The 17,861-nt window shown below is 68.3% G+C and carries 19 protein-coding genes and 2 tRNA genes; 6 read left to right on the top strand and 15 right to left on the bottom strand.

Going from position 1 to position 17,861, the window contains the following annotated elements; genetic code table 11:
• The 3 genes from AC07NF_RS20740 to AC07NF_RS20730 form a co-directional block, all read right to left on the bottom strand.
• Nucleotides 1-76 (bottom strand): hypothetical protein (locus AC07NF_RS20740; RefSeq protein WP_334349513.1); only part of this gene is annotated, 76 nt, incomplete at its 3' end.
• A gap of 53 nt (nt 77-129) precedes the next feature.
• Nucleotides 130-203 (bottom strand) — tRNA-Gly (locus tag AC07NF_RS20735).
• Between the two features lie 106 nt (nt 204-309).
• A tRNA-Tyr gene (locus AC07NF_RS20730) sits at nt 310-395 on the bottom strand.
• 173 nt (nt 396-568) lie between these two features.
• Between AC07NF_RS20730 and rlmB the strand changes: the two genes are divergently transcribed.
• The 3 genes from rlmB to AC07NF_RS20715 all read left to right on the top strand — a co-directional run bounded on the left by rlmB (nt 569) and on the right by AC07NF_RS20715 (nt 4,142).
• The gene (rlmB, locus tag AC07NF_RS20725) at nt 569-1,405 is read left to right on the top strand and encodes a 23S rRNA (guanosine(2251)-2'-O)-methyltransferase RlmB (RefSeq protein ID WP_494630645.1); all 837 of its coding nucleotides are present in this window, start codon (nt 569-571) and stop codon (nt 1,403-1,405) included.
• Between the two features lie 107 nt (nt 1,406-1,512).
• The gene (gene stpX, locus AC07NF_RS20720; protein WP_494630640.1) at nt 1,513-3,291 is read left to right on the top strand and encodes a stalk-specific protein StpX; all 1,779 of its coding nucleotides are present in this window, start codon (nt 1,513-1,515) and stop codon (nt 3,289-3,291) included.
• A 116-nt stretch (nt 3,292-3,407) separates the two neighbouring features.
• On the top strand, nt 3,408-4,142 hold the full coding sequence (locus AC07NF_RS20715; RefSeq protein ID WP_492817563.1) for a TerC family protein: 735 nt from the start codon (nt 3,408-3,410) through the stop codon (nt 4,140-4,142).
• A gap of 9 nt (nt 4,143-4,151) precedes the next feature.
• Here the strand turns inward: AC07NF_RS20715 and AC07NF_RS20710 are convergent, their stop codons facing one another.
• Genes AC07NF_RS20710 through AC07NF_RS20700 form a run of 3 tightly spaced genes read right to left on the bottom strand, consistent with a single transcriptional unit; the run spans nt 4,152 to nt 6,687 of the window.
• Nucleotides 4,152-4,577 (bottom strand): hypothetical protein, encoded by a 426-nt coding sequence (locus AC07NF_RS20710; RefSeq protein WP_494630634.1) that lies wholly within the window; start codon nt 4,575-4,577, stop codon nt 4,152-4,154.
• Nucleotides 4,574-5,584, bottom strand: coding sequence for a phosphotransferase family protein (locus tag AC07NF_RS20705; RefSeq protein ID WP_494630630.1), 1,011 nt, complete (start codon nt 5,582-5,584; stop codon nt 4,574-4,576). The genes AC07NF_RS20710 and AC07NF_RS20705 overlap by 4 nt, the downstream gene beginning before the upstream one ends.
• A complete protein-coding gene (locus tag AC07NF_RS20700) occupies nt 5,581-6,687 on the bottom strand; it encodes an Rv3169 family protein (protein WP_494630627.1) in 1,107 nt (368 codons plus the stop codon). The genes AC07NF_RS20705 and AC07NF_RS20700 overlap by 4 nt, the downstream gene beginning before the upstream one ends.
• A gap of 121 nt (nt 6,688-6,808) precedes the next feature.
• On the opposite strand from AC07NF_RS20700, the gene AC07NF_RS20695 reads away from it, so the two are divergent.
• A complete protein-coding gene (locus AC07NF_RS20695) occupies nt 6,809-7,195 on the top strand; it encodes a DUF423 domain-containing protein (protein ID WP_494630623.1) in 387 nt (128 codons plus the stop codon).
• Here the strand turns inward: AC07NF_RS20695 and AC07NF_RS20690 are convergent.
• Nucleotides 7,186-8,403, bottom strand: coding sequence for a multidrug effflux MFS transporter (locus AC07NF_RS20690; RefSeq protein WP_492817553.1), 1,218 nt, complete (start codon nt 8,401-8,403; stop codon nt 7,186-7,188). The two genes, AC07NF_RS20695 and AC07NF_RS20690, sit on opposite strands and share 10 nt — an antisense overlap.
• Nucleotides 8,404-8,517: 114 nt before the next feature.
• Here AC07NF_RS20690 and AC07NF_RS20685 point away from each other — a divergent pair, with 114 nt between their 5' ends.
• On the top strand, nt 8,518-9,495 hold the full coding sequence (locus AC07NF_RS20685; RefSeq protein ID WP_494630619.1) for an alpha/beta fold hydrolase: 978 nt from the start codon (nt 8,518-8,520) through the stop codon (nt 9,493-9,495).
• On the opposite strand, the gene AC07NF_RS20680 is transcribed toward AC07NF_RS20685, so the two are convergent.
• Nucleotides 9,492-9,749, bottom strand: coding sequence for a low temperature requirement protein A (locus tag AC07NF_RS20680; RefSeq protein ID WP_492817549.1), 258 nt, complete (start codon nt 9,747-9,749; stop codon nt 9,492-9,494). The genes AC07NF_RS20685 and AC07NF_RS20680 overlap by 4 nt on opposite strands.
• A gap of 59 nt (nt 9,750-9,808) precedes the next feature.
• Complete coding sequence (locus AC07NF_RS20675) at nt 9,809-10,318, bottom strand: TlpA family protein disulfide reductase (RefSeq protein ID WP_494630614.1); 510 nt, start codon at nt 10,316-10,318, stop codon at nt 9,809-9,811.
• Nucleotides 10,319-10,433: 115 nt separating this feature from the next.
• Here AC07NF_RS20675 and pip point away from each other — a divergent pair, with 115 nt between their 5' ends.
• Complete coding sequence (gene pip / locus AC07NF_RS20670; RefSeq protein ID WP_492817545.1) at nt 10,434-11,426, top strand: prolyl aminopeptidase; 993 nt, start codon at nt 10,434-10,436, stop codon at nt 11,424-11,426.
• On the opposite strand, the gene AC07NF_RS20665 is transcribed toward pip, so the two are convergent.
• Genes AC07NF_RS20665 through AC07NF_RS20640 form a run of 6 tightly spaced genes read right to left on the bottom strand, consistent with a single transcriptional unit; the run spans nt 11,423 to nt 17,845 of the window.
• The gene (locus AC07NF_RS20665) at nt 11,423-11,962 is read right to left on the bottom strand and encodes a GNAT family N-acetyltransferase (RefSeq protein ID WP_494630606.1); all 540 of its coding nucleotides are present in this window, start codon (nt 11,960-11,962) and stop codon (nt 11,423-11,425) included. The genes pip and AC07NF_RS20665 overlap by 4 nt on opposite strands.
• Nucleotides 11,962-13,119, bottom strand: coding sequence for a rod shape-determining protein RodA (gene rodA / locus AC07NF_RS20660; RefSeq protein WP_492817541.1), 1,158 nt, complete (start codon nt 13,117-13,119; stop codon nt 11,962-11,964). Before rodA ends, AC07NF_RS20665 begins: the two co-directional genes overlap by 1 nt.
• Nucleotides 13,116-15,149, bottom strand: coding sequence for a penicillin-binding protein 2 (gene mrdA, locus AC07NF_RS20655; protein WP_492817539.1), 2,034 nt, complete (start codon nt 15,147-15,149; stop codon nt 13,116-13,118). Before mrdA ends, rodA begins: the two co-directional genes overlap by 4 nt.
• 4 nt (nt 15,150-15,153) lie before the next feature.
• Complete coding sequence (locus AC07NF_RS20650) at nt 15,154-15,669, bottom strand: hypothetical protein (protein WP_291870563.1); 516 nt, start codon at nt 15,667-15,669, stop codon at nt 15,154-15,156.
• Nucleotides 15,666-16,751: a rod shape-determining protein MreC gene (gene mreC, locus AC07NF_RS20645; RefSeq protein ID WP_494630596.1), complete on the bottom strand. Its 1,086-nt coding sequence runs from the start codon at nt 16,749-16,751 to the stop codon at nt 15,666-15,668. Before mreC ends, AC07NF_RS20650 begins: the two co-directional genes overlap by 4 nt.
• Before the next feature lie 50 nt (nt 16,752-16,801).
• Nucleotides 16,802-17,845, bottom strand: a complete 1,044-nt coding sequence (locus AC07NF_RS20640; RefSeq protein WP_004623009.1) for a rod shape-determining protein — start codon at nt 17,843-17,845, stop codon at nt 16,802-16,804.
• Between the last annotated feature and the right edge of the window lie 16 nt (nt 17,846-17,861).

Raw genomic sequence — 17,861 nt, 5'->3', positions numbered from 1 at the left:
TCTTGCCATGGTCAACGTGACCGATGGTGCCGATGTTGCAGTGCGGCTTATTACGTTCGAACTTTTCCTTGGCCATCGTCTCTTACCTTCGCGCCGGCGGGTGTTGTTGGGGTGACTCATATGGGGAGCTGGAGCGGGTAGCGGGAATCGAACCCGCATCCTCAGCTTGGAAGGCTGCTGCACTACCATTGTGCTATACCCGCCTAATCACCCAGTGAGGGCTAGCGGGGTCGCGATCGGCTCCCGGTCTCTGGCTCTGGGACCCGTCCTGGGTTCAGGACGCCCTGCCCTCGGAACTCGTCGCGTGCATGGTGGGGGAAGCAGGACTCGAACCTGCGAAGGCGTACGCCAGGGGATTTACAGTCCCCCCCCTTTGCCACTCGGGACATTCCCCCAAGCACGCGACGGAGTTCCGAAGCCGGCGGCCTTTACCCGGTTCAATGCGCAACAGCAAGCCGTTGAACTTCGAACTGGAACAAAAGCTTCTTGGACCGGTGACGGACGATGCTAAGAGCAGCGCCGGCGGCCCGAGAAGCCCTTGGGGCCCCAAATCGGAGCGCGTCTTATAGTGTCCTCTCATTCCGAACGCAACGACCGGAAACGTCCTTCTGCACCCGGACGCGATTTTCGTTCCAAGCCACGGAATAAAAACGAGTTTTCTCGCGGCCAAGGTGACGCCAAGGACTGGATCTGGGGGACTCACGCCGTGGAAGCGGCGCTTTCGAACCCCCGCCGACCGGCTCCGAAGCGCCTTCTGGCGACCCCGGACCGGGCCAAGCGACTCGCGCCGAATCTGCAGAAGCTTTCCTGCCTGCAGGTGATGGAGGGCCAGGAGATCGCCAAGCAGCTGCCGCAAGGCGCGGTGCACCAGGGCCTGGCGCTGAAGATCGACGAGCCCGAGGCCATGAGCCTCTTCGAGATGGGGACGCCGGCGAAGGGCCTCTTGGTCATGCTGGACCAGATCACCGACCCGCAGAACATCGGCGCCATCTTCCGCTCGGCCGCCGCGTTCGGGGCCACGGGGGTCATCCTGCAGGATCGCCACGCGCCGGTGCTGTCGGGCGTGCTGGCCAAGACCGCCGTCGGCGCGGTCGACAAGGTGCCTTACGCGCGCGTGGTCAATCTCTCCCGAGCGCTGGAGGAACTGGCCGAACTGGGCTGGCGCGCTATCGCCCTGGCCGGCGAGGCCGAAGAAAGTCTCGAAGCCGTACTCGACGGACAGGCGACTGTACTTGTTCTGGGTTCGGAGGGCGAAGGTGTCCGCCGCCTGGTCGCAGAGCATTGTGATGCCTTGGGAAAGATCCCGATGCCGGGTGGTTTTGAGAGCCTGAATGTCTCGGCAGCGGCCGCGATCGCACTCTACGAGGCGTCCAGAGTTCGCCTCAGGGAAGAATTGAGTTCGTGAATCCTCTTTAACCGTTTTGATTTCGTCGCAAGCTCGTGCTTTTCTCGCGAACAGTGGTCCGCGAGCGCCTGCTCGCGGAGAATTTCGACATGGGATCGGGGGACCCGATGTTTGTACGTAATGTACGCGTGGCCGCTCTGGCGACTTCGGCGGCCGGTGTGCTGCTGCTGGCCGGGTGCAGCGCTGGCGACCAGGCCAGTGCGCCGCCGCCGCGCAGCGACTACCAGCAGGCCGATGCGGGTACGCCGGACCTGATGGGCGCCGCGCCGGCGCCGGACGCCAGCCAGGCCCAGGACGGCCTGCTGGGTGGTCCGGTGGCCGCGACCGGCGACACCAGTGTGTCGTCGCAGCCCCTGCCTCCGCCGCCCGCGCGCAACACGCATCTGAAGACCTGGCGCCGTCCGGACGGCACGCTGGTTACGGCCATGCGCCCGATCGCCAATCCGAAGGGCTCCAGCCGCTACGAGCAACAGCGCCCGGCCGCCAAGCCGCACCGCGTCTATGCGACCATCCCGGCGACGCCGAAGCCCGCGCCGCATCCGGTCGCCAAGCCGGCCGTGGCCGCTAAGCCGGCGATCGTGGCCAAGCCCGTCGCGCCGAAGACGGTCGCTCCGGCCCCCGCGCCCGTGCAGGCCGCCAAGCCGGTGCTGCCCGCGACGCCGCTGAACAAGCCGCCTGTCGTGGCCGCCAAGCCGGTCGTTCCGGCAGCTCCGGCCAAGCCGGCCACCAAGCTCGAGAAGCTGCAGGCCGCCGTCGCGCCTGAGGCCACCAACGGCGCCGTCCTGGCCGCCGGCGAGAGCCTGGGCAAGAACCAGCCGGGCCAAGTGACCCTGTCGCTGCCGGCCACGCTGGGTGACCTGATCAAGCAGGAAGCCGCCAAGCTGGGCCTGACCAAGGCCGCCAAGAAGACCAGCGCCTACGCCGAACTGTCGGGCGAAGGCTATGAAGTCACCCCGAACGGTCGCCAGACCGCCGTGGTCAAGCCGGGCGAGCCCACCACCTTCGCGTGGCAGGTCAAGCCGGGTCCGGAAGCCAAGGGTCAGCTGAAGTCGGACTTCGGCCTCGAGCTGAACGGCGCCAAGCAGCCGCAAGGCTTCGCCCTGGGCACGATCAGCAAGCGCGTCGCCGCCCTGCCGGAAAAGGTCAAGAAGGGCTTCGGCCAGCTCGACCTGGGCGCCCTGAACGGCAACATCTCGCTGCCGGGCCTGGGCTCGGTGCCAATCAAGACCGCCCTGGGCGTGGCCCTGGTGCTGCTGGCCCTGATCATCCTGGTCGGCGTCTCGCGCAGCGCCTCGGCGGCCCGCCGCAAGGCCGAGCGTCAGCGCAAGTACCGCACCCTGACCGACTACGGCCGCAACGAGATGGAGTTCGAGGATCCCAAGCCCTCGTCGGCTCACGTCTCGTACGTGAACCCGTTCGTGGCCGCCGCCGGTGGCGCGGCCGTGGGCGCTGTGGCCGCCTCGGCCATGTCGCACCATGACGATCACGGCCACGGCCATGATGATCACGGTCATGGGCACGGTCACCACGACGCCCATGCCGCGCCGGCCGACCACGGCCACGGTCATGACGATCACGGCCACGCGGACCACGGTCACGCCGATCACGGCCATGGCCACGACCTGCACGCCCAGGCTCATCCCGAGCCGCACGCGCCGGCCGAGCATGTCTCGTACACCAACCCCTTCATGGCCAACACGTCGGGCCATGACGACCACAGCCACGGTCACGAGGCTCACGCTCCGGCCGATCACGGCCACGGCCATGACGAGCACCACGCTCCGGCTGACGGGCATGGCGACCATGGCCACGACGCCCATCACGGCGACCACGGCCATGCGGCTCACGACCCGCATCACGCCAAAGAACCCGAGCACGCCCACTAAGGCGAGCGCCTGAAAAGCGGACGCCCCGGATCACCGATCCGGGGCGTCTTTGCTTTTGCGCCTAACCCGGCGTTTTGCGCCTTGCATCGCTGGGCGCGTCACCGCATTGAGGACGCATGTTCGAAGCTCTGAGCGCCAATCTCGGCGGCCTGCAAGGCCCGCTGACCGCCCTGCTCCAGGTCCTGATGATCGACCTGGTCCTGGCCGGCGACAACGCCGTGGCCGTGGGCCTGGCCGCCGGCGGCCTGCCGCCCAAGGACCGCAAGAAGGTCATCCTGTACGGCCTGGGCGCCGCCGTCGTGCTGCGCATCAGCTTCGCCTTGATCACCACCTGGCTGCTGGGCGTCATCGGCCTCTTGCTGGCCGGCGGCTTCCTGCTGTTGTGGGTCTGCTGGAAGATGTGGCGCGAGATGCGCGAGCAGGCCGCTCACGCCGAGGCCATGGCCGCGATCGACGGCGACGACAGCACCGAACCGCCCGTCCGCCAGGCCAAGACGTTCAAGCAGGCCTTCATCCAGGTGCTGATCGCCGACGTCTCGATGTCGCTGGACAACGTGCTGGCCGTGGCCGGCGCGGCCCGCGAGCACCCCGGCATCCTGATCTTCGGCCTGCTGCTGTCGATCGCCCTGATGGGCCTGGCCGCCAGCGCCATCGCCAACCTGCTGCACAAGCACCGCTGGATCGGCTTCGTCGGCCTGGCCATCGTGCTGTACGTCGCCCTGCACATGATCTGGGAAGGCCACCGCAGCGTGGTCATGGACCTGCACCAGACGGGCGCCTACAACGCCGCCGCCCCGGCCCCGCTGGACATCCAGCCGGACGAAGTGGCCCAGCACAACAAGCACAAGTAGCCGGGGCGTTCAGCGCCCCGGCAGCGGCGGCAGGTCCAGTCGTCGCAGCTCGGCCATCTTGGCGTAGAGCCTGAGGATCGCGTGGTGGCGCGCCGTGTCGCCCCGCGTCTCGACCTCTTCGTGCAGACCGATCAGCGCCGTGCGCAGGGCCGCGTTGACGCGGTCCAGGGCCGAGAAGGTCAGGCCCTCCGTCGACGGAATTTCCGCCACGTCCAGCCCGTAATCGGCCGCCGCCTCGTCCAGCACGGCGCGGATGGCGATGTTCTCGGCGACCCGCGCGGCCACGCCGCGCTCGGTCTCCTGGGCGGCCAGCAGCGACAGGATGGCGACGATGGCGACCTTGCCGGCCATGAACTCGCCCTGCTGCTCGGGCGGGCCGGGGTCCATCATGCACAGGAAGTTGCCGACCAGGACGTCGGGCAAGCTGGGGGTCATGACAGGTCCTCCAGACGCAGCAGCATGGCCGCCAGGATCTCGTCATGACGCCGGGCGGTATACCAGCCCGACACCGCCAGGATCGGCTCCTTGAAGCCACCGTCGCGATATTCCTTGGCCGCCGAGGTCCAGATCGCCTGGCCCTTCACCGCCGCGAACAGCGACCACCAGGACAGCGCCTCTTCGTCGACCGGCAAGCCGCTGGCCCGCGACCAGATCGCCAAGGCGTCGGCGCGCGGGACCATGCCCGCGACATTGGCGGCGTCGAAATGGCCCCACAGCGGATCGATCGCCCAGGCCAGGTCTTCGAGCGGATCGCCCAGATGGACCATCTCCCAGTCCAGGATCGCCAGGATCTTGCCCGCCCCGTCATGCAGGAAGTTGCCGGTGCGATAGTCGCCATGCACCACCCGCACCGCCGTCGCGGGTGGCGGCGGCTTGCGACGCAAGGCGCGGATGGCGGCGCGGACAATCGGCTGCGGATGCTGCTCGTCGGCCTCGATCACGTCGGACCACTGGTCCAGGCCCACACGCCAACAGTCCTCAGGCGTCGGCGCGGGCGAGGCCTTGGTCAGCGGCAAACCGGCTGGATCGGCGGCGGCGATGATGCCCAGGATCTGGAAGAAACGCTCGCCGATCGCCCGGGCGTGATCGCCATACGGCAGCACCGTGAACGGCGAGGCCGCCGCCCCGCCCTCGACCCGTTCCATGATGAAGAACGGCCGCTCCAACTCCGCGCCCTGCGCGTCCATGGCCACCGGGCGCGGCGCGGGCAGCTTGTCGTGGAAGCTCTCCAGCGCCAGATATTCGAGATTGCGGTCGGTCTCGATCAGGCTGCCGGTGGGATCGCGGCGCAGGATCAGCGGGCGGGTCTCGTCCCCGACCTTGGCGGCGAAACGATAGGTCTCGCGACTGGCCCCGCCGGGGATGCGTGAGAGGTCCGCGACCGTGGCCGGCTGACCCCAGGTGCGGGTGAGATACGCCTCCAAGCGCTCGGCCAGGCTCACGGGGCCATGTCCAGGATCGCGGCGAAGCCCGACGGCGCGTGCGGGCCGATGGCCAGTTGCTCGAAGACGCCCCTGCCCTTTCGCTCACGGCCCGCGCCGTCGACATAGGTCACGTCGCTCAGGGCCTGCACGTGCAGCAGATGCGGCATCTTGCGGTCCATCTCGGCGGTGACGAAGTCCTCGCGTTCGACCTTCAGCGCGCCGTGGTTCAGGCCATGGCCCCAGACGGGGTGGTTGTAGCCGAGGCCCAGCATGAAGAACTCGGTCTTGGGTTCGACGGTCACGGAGCCATCGGCGCCGAGATCGATCGTGGCGGCAGAGGCGTGGCGCGTGCCGCTCTTCCAGGCGATGGCGCAGGCAGACTGGGCGAAGCCGCCGAAGTCGTCCTCGCGGCCGCCGTCCTCCAGCCAGACCGCGCGGCGGTTCCAGGCCCGGCCCAGCTCGTCGTCATTGGTGTGGAAGAAGAGACTTCCGTCCTCGAAATTGCACGGCGCCCACAGCCAGAAGAACTGCGGCAAGGCCGGCGGGGCCAGTTCCTGCGGGTCACGCGCTCCGACGGGCCGCACACCCCAGGAGCGATCGCGCGTGCCGACGAAACCATCCACGCTGGTCCGCACGCCATCGACCTCGATCCAGCCCGAGTAGCGTCCGTTCTGGGTCAGGCGGGTGTAGTCCAGCAAGGTGCGCGGACCGTTGCGGCGGACAAAGCGCGGCTCCTCGATCGGGAAGGCGCGGCCCTCGAAGACGATCTCGGCCGCGATGCCCTGCTCGGGCGCGGCGACGGTCAGCTTCAGGCGCTGCAGCGGCGTCTCGACCGTGATGCTGATCGGCCCGACGTTCAGGTCCATCCGCTCCATCTTCAGCCAACGGCTGGCGTGGAGGTTCACCTGCTTGCCATCACGCATCACGCAGAAGGCCGCGTCGGCGATGTTGAGGTGCGGATAGACCCCGAAGGCGGCGGCGAAGAACAGGTCGCTGCCGTCGCCTGCCGGCGCGTAGCCGTTGAAGAAATAACGATCGTAGAAGTTCCGATCCGTCCCGGCATAGGCCACGGGTTCGGGCGTCTGATGGATCGGGTAATCGTCGCCCCAGGTGAGCGCCATGCCGTCCTCCCCTGTTCGCTACGGCGCTCTCATTCCGTAAGGAAGCGGCGTCGCTTTACGTCCAGGTGAACGACGTTAAGGTCGCGCTCTGCGATTGCAACGGTGACGGAACGTAAAGCGGATGAAGGCCTGGACTCCCCGGATCTGGACAGGCCTCGCGGCGGTCAGCGGCTTGCTGGCCGTGGTGTTCGGCGCCTTCGCCGCGCACGGCATGTCGCAGCCCAAGCCGGTCGAGTGGCTGCACACCGGCTCGCAGTACCAGATGGCCCACGCCCTGGCCGTGTTCGCCGCCTTCGGCCTGCACCGGGCGGGGATCAAGGGCATGGGCGCGGCGGCGGCCTTCTTCCTGGCCGGGACCCTGCTGTTCTCAGGCTCTTTGTACGCCATGGCCTTGGGCGGGCCGCGTATCCTGGGCGCGGTGACGCCGCTGGGCGGGCTGTCGCTGATGATCGGCTGGGCGGTCCTGGCCTGGCGAGCCTTCGGCTGGCCCGCCGACGATCAGGCCTGAAGCTTCTTCCCGCCCGGCAGGGCCAGGAAGAAGATCGCCAGGGCCGAGCCGACCAGGCAGGCGAACATCACCCCGGCCACCGGCCGCGGCGTGCCGTCATGCAGCAGGCCGCCAGCCCACGAGGCCAGCGCCCCCGCCCCGAACGAAGCCGAGCCCATCAGGGCCGAGATCGAGCCGGCCCGGCGCGGATCGACGCTGAGCGCCCCGGCCATGGTGTTGCCGCCCATCAGGCCATACATCGACAGGGCGCAGAACAGCAGCGGCAGCACCGTCCACTGACCGCCCCAGCCGGTGAAGGCCGCCAGGCTCAGCAGGAAGGCCGCGACGATCGAGGCGATGCTGGCCTTGCTCAGCACCTGGTCCGGGAGGTTTCTGCGGAGCAGAAGCCGGTTGATCTGGCTGGCCCCGATGATGCCGACGGCGTTGAAGGCGAAGATCAGGTTGAAGACCAGCGGCGAGTGGCCATAGGTCCCCATCACCAGGTCCGGCGCGCCCGAGATGTAGGTGAACAGCACCGCCCCGTTCAGCGCGCCGGCGATCGCATAGCCCATCAGGCGGCGCATGCCGAACAGGGCGACATAGGCCCGCAGCGGGTTCTCCGACCGGGCTTGGGCTTCCGTTTCGGCAGAGCGGGACTCGCCCAGGCTGACCATCACCCACAGGGCGATCAGCGCGCCGAAGCCGACCAAGGTCCAGAACACCCCGCGCCAGCCGGCGAAGAACTGCACGACGCCGCCCAGCTGTGGGGCCAGCACCGGCGCCAGGCCCATGATCAGGGTCATCAGCGACAGGACGCGGGCGGTGTCGGCGTGGCTGAAGCGGTCGCGGACCACGGCGCGGGCGATCACCGCCCCCGCGCAGCCGCCCAGGGCCTGGACGAAACGCGCGGCGATCAGGATCTCGATGCTGGGGGCCAGCGCGCAAACCGCCGAGGCGGCGATGAACACCCCGATCCCGATCAGCATCGGCAGGCGGCGGCCGAAGCGGTCAGAGGCCGGGCCGTAGATGATCTGGCCGATGGCCATGCCGGCGAAGAAGGCCGCCAAGGTCGTCTGGGTCTGCTCGGGTCCCGCGTGCAGGCTGCGTCCGATCGCCGGCAAGCTGGACAGGTACATGTCGATCGACATCGGCGCGAAGGCCGTCAGCGCGCCCAGAAGCAGGACGAGACGCCACGGAACGGCGGCGGGCGGCGAAGCTGCGTCAGTCATGGGGCCTTCTACGCCTTTTCGCCCCTACGGAAACCTCAAATGGCGCTTGCCCGGACCCGATGCGGGCTCCACGGTGATCAGCAATCACCTAGAAACGCGGGAGGACGAGCGGTCATGACGGTCAAGAATCCAGGCCTGCCCGAGCCCCAATACGCCGACGTCAACGGCATCCGCATGGCCTATTACGAGGCCGGTCCTCGCCAGGGCGTGCCGATCGTCTTCTGCCACGGCTTTCCCGAACTAGCCTTCTCGTGGCGTCACCAGATCGCCGCCCTGGCCGCCGCCGGCCGCTGGGTAATCGCGCCTGACCAGCGGGGTTATGGCCTGACGCCGGGTCCGCAGGCCATCGAGGCGTACGACATGGAGCACCTGACCAGCGACCTCGTGGGCCTGCTGGATCACCTGGGCGTCGAGAAGGCGATCTTCGTCGGCCACGACTGGGGCGGCATCGTCGTCTGGCAGATGCCCCTGTTGCACCCGGACCGCGTGGCCGGCGTCATCGGCCTGAACACGCCCTTCACCCCGCGCCTGCCGCTGGATCCGATCGAGATGTTCCGCAACGCCTATGGCGAGGACATGTACATCGTCCACTTCCAGAAGCCCGGCGAAGCCGACGCGCGGCTGGGGGCGGATCCGGAGCGGACCATCCGCTTCTTCATGCGCAAGCCCAAGGGCAGTCAGGACGAGTTCCTGGGCCGCCCCGCCGAGCGCCGCAGCCTGGCTTTGCAGGACGCGCTGCTCCACTACGACCCGGCGACGGACGACAACCAGTTTCTGGAGCCCGAGGAGCTGGCCTTCTTCGTGGAGGCGTTCGAGCGCACCGGCTTCACGGGCGGCATCAACTGGTACCGCAACTTCACCCGCAACTGGGAGAAGGCCGAGAGCCTGCCTCGCCGGATCGACGGCATCCCGTGCCTGATGATCATGGCCGAGCTGGACGTGGTGCTGCCGCCGGCCATGGCCGACCGCATGGGCGACCAGATCTCGGATCTGGAAAAGGTGCTGATCGAGGGCAGCGGTCACTGGACCCAGCAGGAAAAGCCCGCCGAGGTGAACGCCGCGATCCTGGACTGGCTAGACCGGCGCTTCTAGTTCTTCGACGCCAGCATCAGTTCGGCGCGCCGGCGCATGGCGGCCGCCAGCTGCAGCATGGCCAGGGCCGAGACCTCGTCGCGCTCGGCGGCGCGCAGGCTGTAGACATTGGCCATGGCGAACAGCGCCTCGATCCGGTCGACGCCCTCAGCCCCAAACATCTCGCCGATCTGACGGTCGAGCTCGGCCAGCTGCGCGGGATTGAGCATCTCGAGCAGTTCGTCGTCGGAATAGTCTTCGGGCGTTCGATTCATGGTCGCAACATAACGCTTCATACGGCGCTCGCATCCCGCGTCTCGCGGAAATTCTGTACTCAAGCCTCCAGCAGCGGCGTGATCAGCGTGTCGAAACTCTCCGTGTCGAAGGCCCCCGCCCGCGCGTGACGCACCAGGCCCTGCCGATCGATCACATAGGTGGTGGGCACCGCGCCGCCGATCACGCCGTAGCCCTTGCCCTTCAACCGACGGATCAGCGGAAAGGACAAGGCGTCCGACAGCGGCTTCAGCTTGTAGGTCGGCACGGAGCTCTCCGTGGCGATGGCGAAGATGTTCAGGCCCGCCTGTGGATGCCGGCGCATGTAGGTGTCCATGACCAGCATCTCGGCCCGGCACGGCGTGCACCACGTCGCCCAGTAGTTCAGGACCACGACCTGCCCGGCCAGCTGAGCCTGGGTGAGCGTCCGGAAATCAAAGGTCGTCACCTCGTACGCCGGGGCCGGCGCGCCCAGCATCTCCTTGCGTTCGCGCGGCTTCTCGGCCGCCTGTGTCGCCGACGCCAGACCCGCGCCCGCGAGGCCGGCCAACATATCTCTGCGTCTGATCATGCGCTTCCCCGATCGCGCGGAAGGGTGCGATGCAAATCGGCTCAACTCAAGGGAGACGCGCGAGTTTGCGATGATCCGTTCACAGGCGGATACAAACCACGTTAGGGTTAGTCTCATGGATCGTAACGCTTCCGCCGCCGTCATGGGCTCCATCGGCCGACGTGGCCTCTTCCGTGAGGTCGAGCCGTTCTCGTTCGGCTGGCTGCCGACCGGCGGCCAACACGAGATCTATTACGAGGAATGCGGCAACCCGCGCGGCAAGCCCTGCGTGATCCTGCACGGCGGTCCGGGCGGCGCGGTCAATCCGACCATGCGGCGGTTCTTCGACCCGACCAAGTGGCGCATGACCCTGTTCGACCAGCGCGGCTGCGGCCGCTCGCGCCCGAACGCCAGCCTGGACGACAACACCACCTGGAGCCTGATCGAGGACATCGAGCGCCTGCGCGAGCATCTGGGCGTCGAGAAGTGGACCGTGTTCGGCGGCTCGTGGGGCTCGACCCTGGCCCTGGCCTACGCCATCAAGCACCCCGAGCGCGTCTCGGGTCTGGTCTTGCGCGGCATCTTCCTGCTGACCGAGCGCGAGCTGCGCTGGTTCTACCAAGAAGGCGCCTCGATGCTGTTCCCCGACGCCTGGGAGCGGTTCCTGGCCCCGATCCCCGAAGACGAGCGCGGCGACCTGATGGCCGCCTATCACCGCCGCCTGATCGCCCAGGACCGCCGCGTGCAGCTGGAAGCCGCCGCCGCCTGGAGCCAGTGGGAAGGCGACACCATCTCGCTGCGAGGGCCGGAGGCCCGTCCCCCCAAGTTCAATGAAGAAGACTTCGCGATCGCCTTCGCGCGGATCGAGTGCCACTTCTTCACGAACAAGGGCTTCTTCGACCAGGACGGCTGGATCCTGAAGAACATCGACAAGATCCGCCACATCCCCGGCTGGATCGTCCAGGGCCGCTTCGACGTCGTCACCCCGCTGGACAGCGCCTGGAAGCTGCACAAGGCCTGGCCCGAAGCCCGCTTCGACATCGTCTGGGACGCCGGCCACGCCTCGACCGAGCCCGGCGTCATCGACGGGCTGGTGCGGGCGACCGAGGCGGCGCTGGTCAGCAGCTAAGGCCGGCTTATCTCGTAGAAGCAGCCGGGTTCCCAGATCCCCCGCGCCGGAGCGTAGGCCGGCCCCTCCCCCGTCAGGCGCATGCCCAGCCGGGTGAGGATCGCCCGCGAACCGGGATTGTCCGGATGGGCCTGGGCCACGATCGTCTGGGTCGGCAGGATGTCCCACATCGCCGCCAAGCCGGCCGTCGCGGCCTCCAGCATGTAACCCTGCCCGTGGGCGTGCTCGGCGAGGTGATAGCCGATCTCGACCCGGCCGTCGGGCGCGCCGCCGCCGAAGCCACCGATCAGCACGCCATCCGAAAGGCGCTCGATGGCGTAGCCCGCATGCCAGCCTTCACGCGCGCCTTGCCGGGCTTCGGCGATGCGTTCGGCGGCGATCTCGATCGTGACCGGATCGGGCCACGAAGTCAGCCAGCGGATCACCGGCGGCGTCAGATTGGCGCTGAGGGCCTGCGCGTCCTCGGGTCGGAAGCAACGAAGGCGAAGGCGCGGCGTGACGAGGACGGGCAGCAGCTCGGCCTCGCCTTCCGCCATCAGACCAGCGAACCCTTGCCGCTGGTCACTTCGGTGTAGCGGTGCACGCGCACAGACTGAACCAACCCAAAGCCCACCATGACCGTCAGCATGACGGTGCCGCCGTACGACAGCATCGGCATCGGCACACCCACGACCGGAGCCAAGCCCATGACCATGGCGCCGTTGATCAGCACATAGAGCGAGAAGGTCGCCGTCACCCCGGCGGCCGACAGGCGTCCGAAGTGGCTGTGGCTGATCGAGGCGATGCGCAGGGCCATGAAGATCACCGCGCCGTACAGGAACAGCACGCCAAAGCACCCGACGAAGCCGAACTCTTCGGCCAGGGTGGCGAAGATGAAGTCGGTCTGCTTCTCGGGCAGGAAGTTCAGCTGGCTCTGCGAGCCCAGGCCAAAACCCTTGCCCAGCAGGCCGCCCGAGCCCAGGGCGATCTTGGATTGCAGGATGTGATAGCCGTCGCCCGAGGGATCCTTCTCGGGGTTCATGAAGGTCAGGATGCGGTTGCGCTGATAGTCGTGCAGCCCGAACATGATGAAGGGCGGGATGGCCACGGCGGCCATGGCGCCCAGCGCGGCCATGATCCGCCAGGACAGGCCCGCCAGCATCATGATCGCGCCGCCGGTCGCGCCCAGCAGGATGGCGGTGCCCAGGTCAGGCTGCTTGGCCACCAGCAGGAACGGCACGCCGATCATCGCCGCCGGGATCAGCAGCCACCACGACATCCGCGCCCGATCGGCCGAGAGGCCGTGGTAAAAGCGCGCCAGGGCCAGCACGAGGCCGATCTTCATCACCTCGGACGGCTGGAAGCGCAGCGGGCCGACCTGCAGCCAGCGCTGGGCGCCCAGCGAGATGTCGCCGACCAGGTCCACCGCGACCAGCAGCAGCACCCCGACCACATAGATCGGATAGGCCGCGTTGAACCACCATCGCAGGTCGCACATGGCCAGGGCGATCATGATGATGAAATAGACGCCGAAGCGCAGCAGGTGCCGATCGGCCCAGGGCTCCCACGAGGCGCCGGCGATCGAGAACAGCATCAGCCCGCCCGTCCCCGCGATCAGGGCCAGGACGAGGCAGAAGGTCCAGTCGACCTCCATGAACTTGATGACCGGACGATCACGTTCGCCGGGCCGGGTCAGGCCGCCACTCAGGGTCATCGGGGGCCTCCCTGCGGGGTGGTGGGCGGAACAGGCGCAACGTCCGGCGCCGGCGGCGCGACGCCCTCGACAGGATCCTCCGGCGCGACGCCTTCCATGATGTCTTCCGGAGCGACCTCGGGCAACGGCGCGGGACGCTCGATCCGGGCGCGGATCTCGGGATCCTTCAGCAGCGCCACGCGCATGACTTCACGGGCGCGCGGCGCGCCGGCGGTGGCGCCGCCCATGCCGCCGTGCTCGATGATGACCGCCACGGCGTAGCGCGGGTCGTCATAGGGCGCGAAGGCTACGAACAGGTTGTGGTCCTTCAGGCGCCAGATCGTGCCCGTGCCCTTGCGGTTGGCGACGCCGTCATAGCTGCGCACCTGGGCCGTACCGGTCTTGCCGGCCATCTGGACGTCGCCCAGGCCCAGCTGGCTCTGGCGATAGGCGGTGCCGCGCACGTCGTTGGCCACGGCCGCCATGCCGCCGCGCACATATTCCAGGTGCTCCTGGGTGAACGGTAGGTCGGGCACGGCTGCGCCGCTGGGCTGCTCGACGCCACCGACCGACTTGATCAGGCGCGGGTTCAGGGCCTTCTTGCCGTTGGCCAGGCGCGCGGTCATCACCGCCAACTGCAAGGCGTTGACCGTCAGAGCCCCCTGCCCGATCCCGTAGCTGGGGGTCTCGCCCGGAAACCAGATCTGGTTGGCCGGATTCTTCTTGAACGCCCGCTTCTTCCAGGCCCGGTCAGGGACGTTGCCCTTCTTCTGGCCGGGGATGCCGATGTCGAACAGCTGGCCAAAGCCCATGGCCCGCGCCGCGGTGGCGATGGCGTCAGGGCCGACCTTCAGCGAGGTCTGGTAGAAATAGACGTCGCACGAGTTCTTGATGGCGTCGTGCATGTTCTGGGGGCCGTGACCGCCCTTTTCCCAGCAGCGCCAGACCCGGCCGCCATAGTACCAGCTGCCCGGGCAATTGATCCGGATCTCCGGATCGATGCCGGCGGTCAGCGCGGCCAGGCCGACGGTCGGCTTGAAGGTCGAGCCCGGCGGGAACGTGCCGGTCAGCGACTTGTCGAGCAGCGGCTTGCGCTCATACTCGGCCAGCGCCTTGTACTCCGCCCCCGACAAACCCTTCACGAAGCGGTTGGCGTCGAAGCTGGGCGCCGAGGCCATGCACAGCAGGTCGCCGTTGCGGATGTCCATCACGACGATCGCGCCGCTCTCGTCGCCCATCACCTCGAGGGCGCGGTTCTGGATGTCGGCGTCCAGGGTCAGGCGGACTTCGGCGCCGGGCGACGGCGGGATGTCGCCGGCCGGATCCAGGCGCACGACGCGCCCCTGGGCGTCCACCTCGGTCTTGGTGGCGCCGGCGCGGCCGCGCAGCTGCTTGTCGAAGGCCTTCTCGACGCCCTGCTTGCCGATCCGGAAGCCCGGATGGTGCAGCAGCTCCTGGTCCTGGGTCGCGTCGCCCTCGGCCGCCTTCAGGTCGCGGTCGCTGACCTTGGCGACATAGCCGATCACGTGGGCGAAGGCGCCGCCGAACGGATAGACCCGCACCTCGCCCATATCGGCGGTGACGTTGGGCAGTTCCGGCGCGCGGATGTTGATGCGCGAGAACTCCTCCCACGAGAGGTCCTCCATCACCACGACCGGGGCCTTGCGCGGGGCGCGGGCCAGCTCCTTGAGCACGCGCGTGCGGCGGGCTTCGTCGATCGGCGCCAGCTTGGCCAGGTCGGTCAGGACGGCCTCGGCGTCCAGGCCCTTGTCCTTGTTGATCATCAGCCGGAAGTTGGGCCGGTTGGACGCCAGCGACACGCCGTTGCGGTCCAGGATCAGGCCGCGCGGCGGCGGCACCAGGCGGTAGTTGAACTGGTTGCCGGCCGAAAGCTTCTGGTAGCGCTGGGCCTCGACCAGCTGCAACTGGGCCAGGCGGCCTCCCAGGGCCAGCAGGCCCAGGCCCGTGAAGCCGCCCAGCAGGAACGCGCGCCGGTGGAAGACCCCCTGACGCTCGTTGACCTCGAAGAAGAAGATGGACGGTTCGCTCATGGCCTCACCGGAACCGCACGTCGGCGTCCTCGAAGCGATCGACCAGGCGGTGGGCGAACGGGAACAGCAGCGCCGTCACCAGGAACTGCCAGAAGACGGCCAGCAGGCTGGGCATGGCCAGGCTGTCGAGCATGGTGAAGAGGAAGCCCGCGACCATGGTCACGGCCGTGACCCCGGCGAACCAGGCCCACATCATCGGCCGGCTCTGGCCGGTCATGGCGTTGCGCAGGATCAGGACCATGGCGTAGGCGACCAGCAACGACAGGCCCCACAGGCCCGTCGGCCCGCCCCAGAAGATGTCCAGGAACAGACCCAGGATCAGCAGGGCGAACGGCGCCAGGATCGACGGCCGGATCATCGCCCAGGCGAAGGCCGGGACCATGGCGAACACCGGCTCGGGCAGTTGCAGGCCCCAGATGCGGATCGGCGCGGCGAACAGGATGGTCGCCACGATGCACAGCAGCATCGGCACGCCCAGCCAGCGTCCGGGGTTCAGCGCTCGCCCGCCGCTCATGCTCATTGGGGCGCGCCCGTGGGTGCGGGAGCAGCCGCAGCCGGCTTCGGTTGAGCCGGCTTGGGCGCGGTCGGCTTCGGCGCGGTTGCCGGCTTCGGCGGAGTGGTCGCCGCAGCGGGCGGGGTCGTGGTCGCAGGCGCGGTCGGCGTCGGCGCCGGCTTCGGAACCGACAGGATCGAGGTCTGCGGATCCTCGGTCGTCACCGGCGGCAGGGTCTTGGCCTGCAGCTCCTTCTCGTTCGCCAGCTGGGCGAAGTCCTTGAACAGCAGGATGCGGATGAAGTCGATCGACGACTGGTCGGCGAACAGCACCACGCGCCAGCGACCGTCCAGGCCCTTCACGGCCGCGCCCACCGGCAGGCCGCGCGGCACGACGCCGCCGTCGCCGGAGGTCACGACCCGGTCGCCCTGCTGGATCGGATCGACGCCGCGCAGGTATTCAAGCTTGGGATTGGGGCCGCCGTCGCCGGTCAGGATGGCGCGGGCGTTGGTGCGGTCGATCATCACCGGCGTGCGCGAGGCGATGTCGGTCAGCAGCAGCACGCGGCTGACACCGTGCGAGACGCCGACCACGCGACCGACCAGGCCGCGCTCGTTCAGGACCGGGTTGCCGACCACGATGCCCTTTTCCGAGCCGGCGTCGGCCAGGCGGGTATTGGCGAAGGGGCCGCGGCTGTCGCTGACCACGCGGGCCGAGGCCATCGGGATCGGCGGATCCGTGCGCAGACCCATCAGCGACTTGAAGCGCTCGTTCTGATCTTGCAGGGCCAGGGCGCGGTCACGCCACTGCCGCATCTCGGCCAGTTCGACCTTCAGGCGGCGGTTCTCTTCGGCGGTGAAGAAATAGCTGCGGACGAAGTCCAGGCCCAGGCCCGTCCAGCGGCCCGGCGCGGCGATGGCGCCGCTGACCGGCTTGGCCACGACGTCCACCGTCTGGCGGGTGACGCCATAGGCCTGCTCCTGGAGTGTCTCGCGACGATCGGCCAACAGGAAGGCGACGGCGATGACGGCCGCCACGATCAGGGCCACCGCCGCCGTCCAGGTAAGCGGCACTTTCAGGTCGCCGAGGGGACCTTCGCGAAAGGGCACGTACTTGTATCTCCCGGCGCCCCCCGAGGCGCCACTAGAGCAATGTTAGCTTACGCCAGCGTGGATTCCAGAACGCCCTTCATCCACTTCGGGTGCTCCAGCACCTTGCCGCAGCCCAGGGCCACGCACGACAGCGGATCGTCGGCCACCGTCACCGGCAGGCCGGTGTGGTCGCGGATCTCGGCGTCCAGGCCGCGCAGCAGCGCGCCGCCGCCGGTCAGCATGATGCCCTTGTCGGCGATGTCGCTGGCCAGTTCCGGCGGGGTGGCTTCCAGGGCCACCTTCACGGCTTCGACGATCTGCCCGACCGGTTCGGCCAGGGCGTCGGCGGCTTGCTTTTCGCTGATGCGGACTTCGCGCGGCACGCCCTGCATGAGGTCGCGGCCCTTGACGTCGATCGACAGGCCTTCGCCGTCGGCCGGCGCGCGGGCGGTGCCGATTTCCTTCTTGATGCGCTCGGCGGTCGTTTCGCCGATCAGCAGGTTATGGTGGCGACGCATGTAGCTGATGATCGCCTCATCCATCTTGTCGCCGCCGACGCGGACCGAGCGCGAATAGACGATGCCCGACAGCGACAGCACGGCCACTTCGGTGGTGCCGCCGCCGATGTCGACGACCATCGAGCCGGTCGGCTCGTGGATGGGTAGGCCGGCGCCGATCGCGGCGGCCATCGGCTCGTCGATCAGGCCGACGCGACGGGCCGAGGCGTTCAGGCAGCTGTCGTTGATGGCGCGGCGTTCAACGGCGGTGGCGCCCGACGGCACGCACACGATCACCTTGGGGTTCACGAAGCCCTTGCGGTTGTGAACCTTGCGGATGAAGTACTTGATCATCTCTTCGGCGACTTCGAAGTCGGCGATGACGCCGTCGCGCATCGGGCGGATGGCTTCCATGTGGCCCGGGGTGCGGCCCAGCATCTGCTTGGCCTCTATGCCCACGGCGTGGACGATCTTGCGACCGCCGACATTACGCAACGCCACCACCGACGGTTCGTTCAGAACGATCCCTTTGCCCTTCATGTAGATGAGGGTGTTGGCCGTTCCGAGGTCGATGGCGATGTCGTTCGAGATCACGCCGAAGAGGGAAGAGAACATTGAAAACCCTGACTGA

Source organism: Caulobacter sp. GW821-FHT10A06, assembly GCF_059415805.1.
The sequence above is the reverse complement of the archived record's forward strand: the minus strand, read 5'-3'. Positions and strand labels throughout refer to the sequence as shown.

Excerpts from the sequence above, each read along its gene's own strand:
- stpX (WP_494630640.1), top strand. The coding sequence starts at position 1,513 with ATGTTTGTACGTAATGTACGCGTGGCCGCTCTGGCGACTTCGGCGGCC.
- AC07NF_RS20715 (WP_492817563.1), top strand. The coding sequence starts at position 3,408 with ATGTTCGAAGCTCTGAGCGCCAATCTCGGCGGCCTGCAAGGCCCGCTG.
- AC07NF_RS20710 (WP_494630634.1), bottom strand. The coding sequence starts at position 4,577 with ATGACCCCCAGCTTGCCCGACGTCCTGGTCGGCAACTTCCTGTGCATG.
- AC07NF_RS20700 (WP_494630627.1), bottom strand. The coding sequence starts at position 6,687 with ATGGCGCTCACCTGGGGCGACGATTACCCGATCCATCAGACGCCCGAA.
- AC07NF_RS20695 (WP_494630623.1), top strand. The coding sequence starts at position 6,809 with ATGAAGGCCTGGACTCCCCGGATCTGGACAGGCCTCGCGGCGGTCAGC.
- AC07NF_RS20690 (WP_492817553.1), bottom strand. The coding sequence starts at position 8,403 with ATGACTGACGCAGCTTCGCCGCCCGCCGCCGTTCCGTGGCGTCTCGTC.
- AC07NF_RS20685 (WP_494630619.1), top strand. The coding sequence starts at position 8,518 with ATGACGGTCAAGAATCCAGGCCTGCCCGAGCCCCAATACGCCGACGTC.
- AC07NF_RS20680 (WP_492817549.1), bottom strand. The coding sequence starts at position 9,749 with ATGAATCGAACGCCCGAAGACTATTCCGACGACGAACTGCTCGAGATG.
- AC07NF_RS20675 (WP_494630614.1), bottom strand. The coding sequence starts at position 10,318 with ATGATCAGACGCAGAGATATGTTGGCCGGCCTCGCGGGCGCGGGTCTG.
- pip (WP_492817545.1), top strand. The coding sequence starts at position 10,434 with ATGGATCGTAACGCTTCCGCCGCCGTCATGGGCTCCATCGGCCGACGT.
- AC07NF_RS20665 (WP_494630606.1), bottom strand. The coding sequence starts at position 11,962 with ATGGCGGAAGGCGAGGCCGAGCTGCTGCCCGTCCTCGTCACGCCGCGC.
- rodA (WP_492817541.1), bottom strand. The coding sequence starts at position 13,119 with ATGACCCTGAGTGGCGGCCTGACCCGGCCCGGCGAACGTGATCGTCCG.
- mrdA (WP_492817539.1), bottom strand. The coding sequence starts at position 15,149 with ATGAGCGAACCGTCCATCTTCTTCTTCGAGGTCAACGAGCGTCAGGGG.
- AC07NF_RS20650 (WP_291870563.1), bottom strand. The coding sequence starts at position 15,669 with ATGAGCATGAGCGGCGGGCGAGCGCTGAACCCCGGACGCTGGCTGGGC.
- AC07NF_RS20640 (WP_004623009.1), bottom strand. The coding sequence starts at position 17,845 with ATGTTCTCTTCCCTCTTCGGCGTGATCTCGAACGACATCGCCATCGAC.